This window comes from Taibaiella soli (assembly GCF_003236175.1).
In the GTDB taxonomy this organism is placed as follows: domain Bacteria; phylum Bacteroidota; class Bacteroidia; order Chitinophagales; family Chitinophagaceae; genus QKTW01.
In genome coordinates, this window is record NZ_QKTW01000009.1 from 43,372 (window position 1) to 57,087 (window position 13,716).

At 42.7% G+C, this 13,716-nt stretch carries 10 protein-coding genes; 6 read left to right on the top strand and 4 right to left on the bottom strand.

Annotation, left to right across the window (positions count from 1 at the left end; translation table 11 throughout):
* Positions 1-11: 11 nt before the first annotated feature.
* Positions 12-1,502, bottom strand: a complete 1,491-nt coding sequence (locus DN068_RS05500) for a glycosyltransferase family 39 protein (RefSeq protein ID WP_110997895.1) — start codon at positions 1,500-1,502, stop codon at positions 12-14.
* 595 nt (positions 1,503-2,097) lie between these two features.
* On the opposite strand from DN068_RS05500, the gene DN068_RS05505 reads away from it, so the two are divergent.
* A complete protein-coding gene (locus DN068_RS05505; RefSeq protein WP_165836290.1) occupies positions 2,098-3,627 on the top strand; it encodes a T9SS type B sorting domain-containing protein in 1,530 nt (509 codons plus the stop codon).
* Between the two features lie 63 nt (positions 3,628-3,690).
* Here the strand turns inward: DN068_RS05505 and pyrH are convergent, their stop codons facing one another.
* A complete protein-coding gene (gene pyrH, locus DN068_RS05510; protein ID WP_110997897.1) occupies positions 3,691-4,422 on the bottom strand; it encodes a UMP kinase in 732 nt (243 codons plus the stop codon).
* A gap of 428 nt (positions 4,423-4,850) precedes the next feature.
* Between pyrH and DN068_RS05515 the strand changes: the two genes are divergently transcribed.
* Both DN068_RS05515 and DN068_RS05520 read left to right on the top strand, forming a co-directional pair.
* Positions 4,851-6,236: an MBOAT family O-acyltransferase gene (locus DN068_RS05515; protein WP_207798861.1), complete on the top strand. Its 1,386-nt coding sequence runs from the start codon at positions 4,851-4,853 to the stop codon at positions 6,234-6,236.
* A 2-nt stretch (positions 6,237-6,238) separates the two neighbouring features.
* Positions 6,239-7,387: an alginate O-acetyltransferase AlgX-related protein gene (locus tag DN068_RS05520; RefSeq protein ID WP_110997899.1), complete on the top strand. Its 1,149-nt coding sequence runs from the start codon at positions 6,239-6,241 to the stop codon at positions 7,385-7,387.
* Between the two features lie 72 nt (positions 7,388-7,459).
* Here DN068_RS05520 and gcvT read toward each other — a convergent pair whose 3' ends face one another.
* The gene (gene gcvT, locus DN068_RS05525; protein WP_110997900.1) at positions 7,460-8,548 is read right to left on the bottom strand and encodes a glycine cleavage system aminomethyltransferase GcvT; all 1,089 of its coding nucleotides are present in this window, start codon (positions 8,546-8,548) and stop codon (positions 7,460-7,462) included.
* A 96-nt stretch (positions 8,549-8,644) separates the two neighbouring features.
* The gene (locus tag DN068_RS05530; RefSeq protein ID WP_110997901.1) at positions 8,645-10,084 is read right to left on the bottom strand and encodes a T9SS type A sorting domain-containing protein; all 1,440 of its coding nucleotides are present in this window, start codon (positions 10,082-10,084) and stop codon (positions 8,645-8,647) included.
* A gap of 164 nt (positions 10,085-10,248) precedes the next feature.
* Here DN068_RS05530 and DN068_RS05535 point away from each other — a divergent pair, with 164 nt between their 5' ends.
* From DN068_RS05535 to DN068_RS05545, 3 genes are all read left to right on the top strand, one after another.
* A complete protein-coding gene (locus DN068_RS05535) occupies positions 10,249-10,611 on the top strand; it encodes a hypothetical protein (RefSeq protein ID WP_123985240.1) in 363 nt (120 codons plus the stop codon).
* Between the two features lie 27 nt (positions 10,612-10,638).
* Positions 10,639-11,016 carry a hypothetical protein gene (locus tag DN068_RS05540; protein ID WP_110997903.1) on the top strand — a complete coding sequence of 126 codons (378 nt, stop codon included), beginning with the start codon at positions 10,639-10,641 and terminating at the stop codon, positions 11,014-11,016.
* Between the two features lie 255 nt (positions 11,017-11,271).
* Positions 11,272-13,500 (top strand): cation:proton antiporter domain-containing protein, encoded by a 2,229-nt coding sequence (locus DN068_RS05545; protein WP_110997904.1) that lies wholly within the window; start codon positions 11,272-11,274, stop codon positions 13,498-13,500.
* The last annotated feature ends 216 nt before the right edge of the window (positions 13,501-13,716 follow it).

The following is a 13,716-nucleotide window of genomic DNA, read 5'->3' on the forward strand; positions in this document are numbered from 1 at the left end:
TCGTTTTATGGTTAACGCCTGAGCCTGTATAAGTCATACAATTCATTTATGTGGAGGGAGTCTACATAAACACCCGGTTGCTTCAGGTAATTCCAGAACAAATCATCAGTCAGGTAACGACGGGTAAGCATGTACGTTGCTTTAAACGAGTCGAGTATTTCTCTGTTTCGCTGCTCATTTTCCTGCCAGGCCAGGTTCATTGCTTTTTTGCCTGTGTAGAGCGTCAGCAATCTTGGCTTCACAAAAACGACGATATCAGAATCCGAAACATGTGTTTTTACATAACTAAAGGCAACTGAATCGGCGGTTTCCGGCGCCCATTCAGGTTTCAGATGTGAGGCACGCTCGTAATCATCATATCCCAGCCCCAGAAAAATAAGTGTACATCCGACTGCAATCTTCCAGGGGGATACTTTGACGAGTTGCGGCAAAACCATCTTTAAACCATCTTTTACAAAAAGAAGGAATATCGGCACGGCAGGCAGCAAATAACGAAGTCCCTGATAAACCGGCGTGATGATAATCATTCCGCACATCAGCAAGAAAAATACATTGTCGGTACGCAGTCCTTTTTTTAGCGAAAGAATCAATCCGATGAGGCCAAAAGCGATTGACGACATGGTAATGATGGTAATCGGGAATTTGAAAAACGGATCGTAGGGATCGTGGGATAAAACGCTGGAAAGCATGTCCAGCAGATTATTGACATTTCGGCCGATCAGTTCCCAAAGATTGCTGATGTGTGTAACGTAAATCTGTTTGTAGAACTGAAGCGTTCCATTTGGTGCATGGAAAACGACTGTGTTGAAGAATATAAACAAAACAGCCATTCCGACGCACAACAAAAATGAAGGGCGTTTTAAAGCGGCAAAGCCCGGCGACTTTTTGTTTTTAATCCAGTCGCGCAAAAATTCATAGCCAAAAACGATTCCTTCCGCGGCAACCAGCAGTATTGTCTGAGAGCGAATGAGCGTGGCAAACACGCCGAGTAATATCAGTAATAATAGTCTTTTTCCGGAAAGATTTTTGCTACCGCGGAATGCTAAATATAATGTGACAAACAATGCGCAGGGAATGTCGGAGAGCGCATGCTTTTTCATGTCAATGATGAAAGATGTGTAGCATAAAATGATCGCCAGACACATCGCTGATATTTTTTCGCTATAGTGGCGGTAGTAGTAATAAGCAGCGAAAAGCAACACTGAAATAAACAGTGCATTCATATAAAAAAGCGGCTGCGGAGCAATGCCAAAGAAGCCGACAACAGGCGCTATCAGCATTGGATAGCCAGGTGGATATTGTGGGGGCGCATAATCCGTGTTGGCTGAGTTAAAAATGAAGCCCGATGCGTAATACGGTTTGCCGGAGGCAATATTCTGTGCTTCTTTTACATATTGCGTCCAGTCGTCACCGAATGAAAACGTATGCTGAATATTTAAAAAGAACAGCGGAATGCAAAAGATGCAAAGGATGACAACCGGGAACCATTTTTTTTGTAGCAAGGGTGTAGACGAATTAGGCAGGGCAAATATAGAGAAAAGGCCTCTGCGGCCAAATACGAGCGAAAAAACGCGCTCATTTATTTTGATTGTGATGGTTCGGGGAATCTTGTGTTTGAGAATAGGAGTGCGACAGACGACAACCAGGAATGCGTTTTGACTTGTAAGGTCAGGAGCGTACTTTAGCGCGCCAAATCACTCTATGCTCCGGATCAAGTACCTATCTATTCTTCTTCTGTCTCTTCTTTGCACTTCAGCCCAGGCCACACATTACATTGGCGGAGAGATGTTTTATACCTATCTTGGAAACAACCAATACAGGGTTACAGCAAGGATTTTTCAGGATTGTTTGCATGGAGGTTCAGTTTCAATTGAGAATGATGCGCAGTTTAGTATAGGGATTTTTCGTGGCAATGGAAATGCAATTTGGTCCAATGATTCGTTGGTCGCGAAGTTTACCAATCCAATTGTCCGGGAATTGAAAAGTAAATGCATAAATGATACCGCAGCGTTTTGCGCTCAGTACCTCGAGTTGCAGAAAGTATTTGTGTTACCTAAGGATGGGATGCCTTATATATTTGTCAATCAACATTGCTGTATGCCTGGAGATATCAATAATATCCATGATCCAGGGAATAGTGGGTTAATGCTTAGTTGTACGATACCAGCATCTGATACCAATAGCTGTGCTATTTTCAATCATGCGCCGGTTATGAGATTCTGTACAAATAAGCAGTTTAATCTTGATTTTTCGGCGACAGACGCCGATGGTGACTCCCTCGTTTACAGGTTTGTAAATGATTACGGTAGCGGCACAACTCTTGAAGATTCACCACCACAATTTCCTGGCTCAACTAAACTGCTCCAATATGCTAGTTCATATTCTGCATTTGGCCCCCTGGGCAACAAAGGACTAACAAAGCTTAATAGCGCTACTGGCCATCTTACAGGTATCTGTTACAAAGAAGGCGAGTACTTTATTGCAGTCGCCTGTGATGAATACAGGAAAGGTAAACTCATAAATACCGTAGTGCGGTCACTGGTTTATTCTTTCGGCGACTATGAACGGGAAGTAACAGCGATGGTCCCGATAACGCCGTCGGTATATAATTTCGCCGCTGAGGACAGTGTTTTTATTTCGCAATGCAACGGAAATAGAACAGTTCATTTTGAGAATACAAGTATTGGCGCCAAGAGTTATAAATGGTATTTCGGCGATTTCAACAATGTCTATGCCAGTTCTGCAGATTCAGCGCCTGTTTATACTTATTCCGCAAGTGGCAAATATCTTGTCACGCTTGTGGCTTTCGGGGCCAATTGCTCAGATACTATTAAAGGATATGTACTCCTTAGCGATGACAGCATTCATAATGATTTCTCTATTTCAGGCGGACCTTGTATGATGGAGGAATTTCAGTTTTCAGATAATACGAATGCCTATGGGAATGCTGTTGTACAATATGGCTGGTCAATAGGTGGACAGCAGTTCAATGGAGCGGATGTACAAGCTGTCATTAACTATCCTGGCGTGCAAAAAATAATCCATGTGGTGACAACCGCGCATGGCTGTATTTCTGTGCTGACTAAAAATCTGGATGTATTAGAAGGGCATATTAATGCAGGCAACGATACTACCGTATTGACAGCAAGCTTATTGGTATTGAATGCGACAGGCGGGGCCAATTATTTATGGACGGCAATGCCATCTGCGCTCAACCCTGTTACGAATCCGACAGCGGCTAATGCAACGATACTTTGCACGAATTCCGGACGGAATATGCAGTACGTATTGACCGGGACAGATACCAACGGATGTAGTGCTGCGGATACGCTTGTTGTCAATGTTTGTGATCATAAGTACGTGTATCTGCCAAACGCGTTTACGCCAAACGGAGATGGGCTCAATGATGTGCTGAAGCCGTTTCTATTGGGGTATACCTTAGACGAAATGCGCATTTTCAATCATAGCGGGCAGCAGGTTTTTTATACGACAGATGAGCATAACGGCTGGGATGGACAATTTGCAGGAAAGCCGGCACCAGCAGAAGGTTATTTCTGGATGATAAATGCCCATGATAAAGCCGGCGAAAAGCAAACGTTCAAGGGTAATGTTGCGATCATTCGCTAAGTAATAAACAATAAAAAATCCTCCTCACGATACATGAGGAGGATTTTTTTATTGCAAGTCTGTTTAAGCTTCTACTGCAACCGGATTCTGAACCAATGTGCCCACCATTTTACCGGTAACGACATCCAGCAGATTGCCAGTTTTGTTCATGTCAAAAACGATGATTGGAAGGTCATTTTCCTGACACAGTGTAAATGCGGTCATATCCATTACTTTCAATCCTTTTCCGATTACATCGCTGAAACTGAGGTTATCGAATTTAGTAGCGGTCGGATCTTTTTCCGGATCCGCAGTATAAATACCATCTACTCGGGTTCCTTTCAGAATCACATCAGCGTTAATTTCAATAGCGCGGAGTGAACCGGCAGTGTCGGTGGTGAAATAAGGATTACCAGTACCAGCACCAAAAATCACAACGCGGCCTTTTTCCAGGTGACGGATTGCTTTACGGCGGATATAAGGTTCTGCAACCTGTTCCATTTTAATAGCACTTTGCAGGCGTGTATTTACGCCAGCTTTTTCAAGTGCGGCCTGCAATGCCATACCGTTGATCATGGTGGCCAGCATGCCCATGTAATCGCCCTGTGCACGTTCAATACCGGTTTCTGCTTCATTCATGCCACGGTAGATATTACCCCCGCCGATGACAATTGCTACTTGTACACCGAGGTCCGTAATTGTTTTGATATCTAGTGCATATTGTTCCAGCATCGCCGGAGCAATACCGAAAGAACGGTCGCCCATCAGAGATTCACCGGAAAGTTTAAGCAGAATACGATTGTATTTTGGAAGCATATACTGGATTGATGTTTTTATTGATTGCAACTGCAAAGAAAACTAAAAAAATCCAGTCCCGGCCAATAGGAAATTGAATTGGTATTTCGTATAGATCGCCGTTTTTTTAACGGTTGTGTCCGGTCCGAAACACGTTTTTTCAGCGGTGGGAATAATTCGTTCCCGTAACCGGTTGTCGAGGAGACGTAATATGAAAACGAAGAGAAATCTGATAAATCATCATTTTTAATTCAATCCGAGCTAACTTGCGACTTCCGTACGAAAGATGGAGCTTATAGTAGTTCTGAAACTTCTGCTGTAATTTCTTTTTTAGACGTTAGCCATAATTGCTGCAACCATGTATTATTCTCTTAAACTTATCAGGTCGTTTCACGCTATTTTAAAGGTGTATCATGGTTTTTAGCAGTATCGTCTTTCTTTTTTATTTCATGCCTCTGTTCTTTCTCGTTTATTTTCTGGTAGACAGAAGATTGAAGAATTGGGTAATTCTTGCCGGAAGCATCGTTTTTTATGCCTGGGGGGCGCCTCAGTTTATTTTCGTTATTCTGGCTACCACTGTCGCCGATTTTTATATCGTCCGGATGATGGATGCATCACGCACCGATTGGCTTCGTAAATTATTACTGAGTCTGTCGCTGTCTATCAATCTGGGTTTGCTTTTCTATTTCAAATATTCCAATTTCTTCGTCCAGAACTTAAATCATGTTTTGCAGCAAATAGGGATGAAGCAAGTAGGGTGGACTAGTCTCGTTTTACCAATTGGGATTTCCTTCTATACTTTTGAAACGTTGACTTATGTGGTAGACGTATACCGCAAAGTGCACAAACCGCTGCGGAATTTTTGGGATTATCAGCTGTATATCATCCTTTTTCCAAAACTCATCGCCGGACCAATTATCAGGTTTCATGATTTTGCCGACCAGATTTATGATCATACAGAGCATGAAAATGCAGAAAACCGTTTGCGCGGTTTGTACCGGTTTTTTATAGGTCTTGGTAAAAAAATATTGATTGCAAATGTTATGGGCGCTGCTGCAGATACTGTGTTCAACATACCACACCAGGAATTGGGCACTGCAACCGCATGGTGGGGCGCACTTAGTTATACTTTCCAGATTTATTTCGATTTTTCGGGCTATTCGGACATGGCTATTGGCCTGGGGTTAATGATGGGTTTTCGCATCCCTGAAAACTTCAACAATCCGTATACGGCAACATCAATAACCGATTTCTGGCGCAGATGGCATATAACGCTCGGAAGCTGGATGCGCAACTATCTATACATTCCGCTGGGCGGCAACAGGGGTAGTAAATGGCGTACGTACATCAACCTTTGGATTGTATTTCTCGCATCTGGCTTGTGGCATGGTGCAGCGTGGGGTTATGTTGCGTGGGGCGCCTATCACGGCTTTTTCCTGGTAATGGAGCGTTTGTTTTTAGGTAAATGGCTGGCAAAACTGGGCAAGGCGTCTTTTATTTATTCCTTTTTTGTGGTGCTTATAGGCTGGGTATTTTTCAGGATTGAGCATATCAGACCATCACTGGCGTATCTGGGCCGCCTGTTTTCCTGGCATAAAAGCTCCGAAGCCTGGCTGCCAACTACCGAGTACTACACGATATTTGCTGTGGCCTGTCTGTTTTCTTTCTTTACCATTGCCAATTGGGGACAACGCATACAGCAACGTTTCTTTTACGCACCATATCCTGTAAGACGTCATTATTTGGTTGCAACACTGATGCTGGTTATTTGCCTGCTGTCGGCAAGTCGCATCGCCACTTCCAGCTTTAATCCCTTTATTTATTTCAGGTTCTAGCAATGAAAAGAAATATTCCTCAAAAGATAATTTTAGTCTTCTTCTTTGTGGTTTTGCTTGCACCATTATTGCAACAGAAGTTTCACATAGTTGAAAGTGGCAGACTGTTTGGTGCAATAACCGATTCGCCTGATGTGAACTTTACGATACGTGGCTGGTGGGACGGCAGTTATCAGAAAAAGAAGACTTTTTATTTAAATGACAGCTTCGGTTTTCGTACCGATTTTGTACGGATGAATAATCAGGTGGATTATTTCCTTTATCACCGCATCAATCAGAGATCTACTGTAGTTGGGAAAAATGGTGTGCTCTTTGAAAGAAGCTACATAGATGAATACAATGGCAAAGACTTTGTCGGTGATCCCGAAATCCGTGGAAAGTTGGAAAAGTTAAAAGCGATACAGGATACATTGACGCGCCTTGGAAAAACTTTTGTGTTTGTATATGCACCGTCCAAAGCGTATTATTTTCCCGATGACTTTCCTGATGATTTACCTAAGGTTTCGAGTAAAAATACCAATTACCGTAGCTTCAGACGTATAGGCGATTCATTGGGTATTAATCAAATTGATTGCAATGCCTGGTTCGTAAAAATGAAAGGGAAAACGGAGGGGATATTAATGTCGAAAGGTGGCGTACACTGGACCTTCTACGGTGCGTTGATGGCTGCAGACAGTATTGTACGCTATGTCGAAAATGCAAGGCACATCGATATGCCGCGTTTTTTATGGAAGGAAGCATGGCTGGGAGAACCCAGACCTCAGGAAGTAGATCTGATCGCAGCTGCCAACCTTATTTATCCAATTGCTAAAGATGAATATCGGTACCCGATCCTGCTGGAAGAGAATGACTCATTAAAAACGAAACCAGACATGATTTTTCTGGGTGATAGTTTCCTGTGGACGTTTGCCTATAATAACGTGATGCCTCATATCAGCAAGAACTGGGAATTCTGGTATTATTTTCGTCAGGCATGGAATCAGGATGTAGGGAGTGGTAAAATTCCTACCATTGATCTCGGTAATTATGACTGGTTTCAATCGCTGATGCAAAAGGATTGTCTGGTCATGTTGTATACTGAGCCTAACCTGCCAAGTATCGGGAATGATTTTATTGAAAAAGCGTACGACAAGTTTTATCCTAAAAAATAAAAAGTGGTGAATCAATGCAAGATTCACCACTCTCTTTTATAATAGGCACCAATGTTTTGATGCGATAGTCAATTATTGGAGGAAAGGAATTTTCACCACCTGAGCTTTTACCGCTTTATCACGGATCATAATAAAGATATCGCTGCCTTCCGCTGCGTTTTCTTTAGTTACATAAGCCATACCGATCGCTTTGCCGAGGCTTGGTGACTGCGTACCAGAAGTTACAAAACCGATTTCATTACCTTGTGCGTCCTGAATTTTGTAGTGGTGACGCGGAATACCTTTGTCTACCATTTCAAAACCTACCAGTTTACGGGAAACGCCAGCTGCTTTCTGCGCTTCAAGAATGTTTTTAGCTGTGAATTCTTTAGTGAATTTAGTAATCCAGCCAAGACCAGCTTCTAGCGGCGAAGTAGTATCGTCGATATCGTTTCCGTACAGGCAGAACCCTTTTTCCAGGCGCAGCGTATCACGTGCAGCCAGACCAATTGGTTTCATTCCGTTTGGACCGCCAATGCGGAAGATTTCGTTCCAGATTTTTACAGCATCATCGCCTTTATCTTCGAAATAAATTTCAACGCCGCCACTACCGGTGTAACCGGTTGCGCTCACAATCACGTTATCAACACCGGCGAAGGTACCTTTAGCGAAAGTGTAGTATTTCAGGTTGGTAATATCCATGTCGGTCAGCTGCTGCATGTATTTTACCGCGTTTGGACCCTGAACCGCCAGCAAAGCTGTTTTATCAGAGATATTGTGCATTTCTACACCTTCTGTATTGAATTTGCTGATCCAGTTCCAGTCTTTTTCAATGTTAGAGGCATTTACCACCAACATATAAGTTTTGTTTTCTTCGATGCAATATACCAGCAGATCATCCACGATACCGCCTTGCTCGTTTGGCAGGCAACTGTATTGTGCCTTACCGGCAGTCAGTTTGCTCGCATCATTGCTAGTCACACGCTGAATCAGATCCAGTGCTTTATCACCTTTCAGCATGAATTCACCCATATGGCTTACGTCAAACACACCGGCGTTGGTACGAACCGTGTTGTGTTCTTCATTGATGCCACTATAAGAGATCGGCATGTTGTAACCGGCAAATTCAGCCATTTTAGCGCCCAGATCAATGTGTATCTGAGTAAAAGGTGTATTTTTCATTAAATAGAATTTTAAAAATTATCGCGGGCAAAGATAGGTGATAGAATGATGATATTCCACAAAAGAAAAACGGGCATGGCGCCCGTTTCTGCTTTATTATTTTGATGCTGTTTTGATCAGCTTTTCCATTTTCAGGAACTGCCCGCTGCCGTCGGCAATACGAAGTAGATAAATGCCATCTGGCAAGCTGCTGATATCAACGGACGTCGCGTTTTTACGTTGTAATAGTGTTCGGCCATCGAGGCCCGTAACCGTCAATTGTACCGCAACAGCTGTTTGCACATAAACCGTGTGTTGGGCCGGATTTGGGAATACTTTTATTGCATTATTATTAGACAAAGTGTTTACAGATGTTGGGTTAATTACATTCAGAGGAACATTCAGCTGTCCGTCAGCAATAATCAACTGAGCATTTTCGCAGAGTGTTGTGTCGGTGGTGTAATGTGTTGTTGCTGTAAATATACGGGCTCCAGTGTCGGTCAATGACGGTGTCCAGGTAAAACAAGCTCTGGAGGTATCGTTGGCTGTGGTATAGGACACAGATGAGCCGGGTAGTGTAATCCCGTGGTTATCGGCGATACTCACGGGGGTATTCTGGCAGGTAGCAATGATGCAAAATTGAACGGTAGAATCCGGGTAGGCATGGATACCGTTTGCATCAAAATAGCCACCGACAATGGAATTCGTATCGAGGTAATTATAAACTCTGTGATAGCCAGTATCCGGAGCAATAATGAATTCCTGATCAATCATGGAAGTGCCAACGATGATGCCGTTTTTGTAGCGCGTTGCTTTTACTGCCAGGATGTTTTTACCTAAACCGGAAGCTGCCGCTGTAAAATTGCGTGTACCAGCCACATGGGCGAGTGTATAGGTATGATTGCTGGAAATCGGATTGTCCGTCAGATTGTACATAGTGTCGGTAAAGCTCAGATCTGTGGCCGCATAGCTGCCCTGGCACAATCCCGGATTAAGATAGTTGGCCGGTGCGGTGCGCGGCATAATCGTTTCGTAAATGATACTGTCCGGAGCGGAAGCGCCAGGCAAAATCCAGGGCACATTCGTCAGCAGAAAAGGATTATAGCTCGGACCGGATAAGGTTGAAATTGTGCTGATATGATTGACAGTACTGTTTAACGTCGTTTCCAGATAAATGTTTGATCCGGTACTGTTGATATTTACAACGCTATCACGACCGGCAATGGAAGTGTAAAATGTCCAATGGCTGCAAGTTGAAGGAACCACGAACTCGCCGCTATAAACATAGGCACGGACCATCGGTGCTGTTTTTACCGAATCCTGCGAGCGGTGCAAGACAATAGAGCCCGAAGTAGTGTTGCAACTATTGAAGTAGCAGACGTAGATCGAATCTGGAACCGGCTGTGATGGCCCAATACAGGGCAGGTAGGTTTGAACGTAAATGTTGTACAAAGAATCTGTGACCCACTCATAGCCGATCTGGCCGCCTTTGTAAATTTCTGCCTTAGCGCCCAAAGCCGCTATCAGTAGCAGAGCGAAGAAAAACGTCTTTTTCATTGAGTTTATAATTGTTAGAGTTAGGTTTTTAATATAGACAGACAAAGATCTGGTAAAGACTAAAAAAATGAATTGATTTAATTTTCAGAATATTTTGAAAATTCGAAATAATCTGTAATTTTACATCGTGATCTTATTCATGTGACCAGTAAAAACCGCAAGCAATGAACTACAACATTCTTGGGTACACGATCTACCTCTTGATAACCATCTTTATCATTTTTAAAGTAGGGATGGTGTTTTACAGGAACGGGTATGTTTTCATTCTTTCTCTGTTTCAGGGAGATACTGTTTTCACCGGTCATGTAAATAAACTGTTGCTGCTGGGATATTACCTGCTGAACATCGGTTATGCATTTCTCAGCATTCAGATGTGGAATGTGATCGGAACGGTGCAGTATCTCGTTTCAGAATTGACGATGCGTGTTGGCGGACTGATGATATTGCTGGCGCTCATGCATTATTTCAACATGACGGTGCTTTATATACTCTCGCATTCGAAGAATAAAATTTTTCATCACGAATAATCTTTCCGAACATTTAAAAATGATGTTATGAACACTAATTTCATTGTAATCGCTTATCTGATTTATTTGCCAATTGCACTCGTGCTTACTTATTATGTGGCTACTACTTTATTTAAAAACAGTAAAGTCTTTATGCTCGATATTTTCAACGGACGCGAAGAAATTGCAGGCGCTACGAATACTTTATTTAAGGTCGGTTTCTATTTGCTGAATCTGGGTTTTGCATTGTACATTCTTAAAATAAAATATGGTCCTGTTGATACGCAGGAAACAATTGAAGCACTTAGTCTGAAGATCGGCGGTTTTAGTGTTTATCTTGGTGTAATGCTCTTTCTGAACCTCTATCTTTTCTTCAGAGGCAAGCGTGTGGCTAAAGAAAAAAGAATACAGCATGGTCAGGCTTAAAGCCGTTTTGAGTTGTACGTTTTAAGTTAAACACTGTATAGACTTTGCATGCAACGGCTCCAGTATGTAACAACGGTCAGACGATTCTAACTCGTCCGACCGTTTTCTGTTAATAGGCTATTGACATCTGACGTTTCACGTTTGATCAATCATTTAAACATCAGATGTTTCGCCAATTGTCAACTATCCATTGGGTCATATGGCAACAAACGGCTATTAACCATGAACTAAATAAGGCCTAACTTTAGGAAGAGCATGAATCATCTTCCACATTTAATAAAAGACCTGGCATTATTATTAATCATCGCCGGAATTACTACGCTGCTGTTTAAGAGACTCAAACAACCGGTGGTACTGGGTTACCTGTTGGCTGGTTTGCTGGTAAGTCCGAACGTGACTTTATTTCCCAACATTACAGACATTGAGAACATCAGAGTATGGGCTGATATTGGTGTAATATTTCTCTTGTTTACACTTGGGCTTGAATTTAGTTTTAAAAAGCTGATGCGGATCGGAGGGCCGGCGTTTATCACGGCTGTCATAGAGATCTCCGCAATGCTTGGTATTGGATTCCTTGTCGGAAAAGCCCTCGGCTGGCCTTTGATGGATTGCATTTTTCTCGGCGGCATTATCAGTATTGCATCTACCACCATCATTCTTCGTTCGTTTGATGAATTAGGTGTGAAGAATAAACGCTTTGCAGGATTAGTATTTGGTGTGCTTATTGTAGAAGATCTCGTTGCAGTGGTATTACTCGTGTTGCTTTCTACAATTGCCGTCAGTCGTCAGTTTGCGGGCATGGAGATGCTGGAATCTGTTTTGAAATTATTTTTCTTTTTGATGCTGTGGTTCGTAGCTGGGATATTTTTTATTCCATCACTATTACTGCGTGCACAAAAATATCTCACTGGAGAAACTCTGCTGATCATCGCTATTGGTCTGTGTTTGACGATGGTGCTTTTGGCGTCGTTAGCCGGGTTTTCACCGGCCCTTGGTGCGTTTATCATGGGCTCCATTTTTGCTGAGACAATACAGGCGGAGCGTATCGAACATTTGATGAAACCTGTGAAAGATTTGTTTGGCGCTATATTTTTTGTGTCAGTGGGAATGCTCATTGATCCGCATATTTTGCTTGATTTTGCCGGGCCGATTTTATTGATCTCGGTAATTCTTGTTGTTGGAAAAACACTGCATGTAACCATTGGTGCACTTATTGCCGGGCAACCGTTGAAGACTTCTATTTATGCGGGTATGAGTATGGGGCAGATCGGTGAGTTTTCTTTCATTATTGCTACGCTTGGCATCACACTCGATGTAACCAGCAAATTCCTCTATCCCATAGCAGTAGCGGTTTCCGTGTTGACGACTTTCAGCACACCGTACATGATTAAGTTGGCAGGACCGCTTTATGAAAAAGTAAATGTTGCTTTGCCGGGCAAATGGAAACGGACACTCAATCGCTACAGCTCAAGTGCAGCAAGCATTTCTATTGTAAGTGATTGGAAACAATTGATTCGGAGTTTTTTCATTCACATGATCTTCTTCACCATATTGATCATTGGCATCCTTATTTTATGTGTCAATTATTTGCAGCCATGGATGTTGCATCATATGAAAAATCCCGCAACAGCTGTTGCAGTGTCGGCGTTGGTCTGTCTGGTTATTTTGTTCCCATTTTTAGGGGCATTGGTCATTCGCAAAATTCAGCCGGAATCAGAAATCAAATTATGGGGCAATAAACGTTATCGTGGCCCATTGTTGTTGCTACGTTTTGTGCGCATCGGATTGGCATTACTATTGCTGGGAATTTTGCTGCTGAGTTTTTTTCCGTTGTATCCGGCCATGGCTGGTGAAGTATTGCTGCTTGTATTGGCTATTATTTTTTCCAGGAAAATACAGGCGTTTTATATCCGGTTAGAAAACAGTTTCTTTTTCAATTTTAATCACCGTGAAATACAGGAAGCAAAAGCCTCCAGATCTGAATTGGCACCCTGGGACGCACATATCGCTCAGTTTACATTGCCGCCGGCTTCGCCGGTTTCCGGGCAAACGCTAGAAGAAGTAGGCCTGCGTGAAAAAATGGGCGTAAATATTGCGATGATTAAACGTGGTGATAATTATACACTGAAGACGCCTGCCCGGGACGAAAAACTGTATCCCGGCGATCGCCTTTTTGTAATTGGTACCGATGATCAGCTGGAGCAATTCAGAAAGTTTATAGAGCCAGAGTCGTCGACGATTGAAAAGCCGGAAACGCAGGAGCTGGTGCTGAAAAAAGTGGTGGTAAAGGAAACTTCTTTTATGGATGGCACAACCATTCGTGAATCTGGTATCCGTGAAAAAACAAATGGTCTCGTAGTAGGCCTGGAGCGCGATGGACACCGCATCCTTAATCCCGATTCATTTATGGTTTTAAAACAAGGAGACGTGCTTTGGATTGTGGGAGATGAGAAATTGATCGCAGCGGCGAGAGAGCAACAATAATTCAAAATTTAAAAGTCAAAATTCAAAAGCTCACGAAACGGGGTACGCAACACAACCGGCCTAAGGTAACGCAGGCGTTAAAAAATGAAATGCAGACAGCGTAAAGCAATTATGATGGCTGTAAGGAATTCTTAAGACTGGAAATAGATTTGCCCAATGCAATACAGCGCCAAATAGTAAGCTTTAATAATTGTAGCTGTATGCCTTTTCATTTTG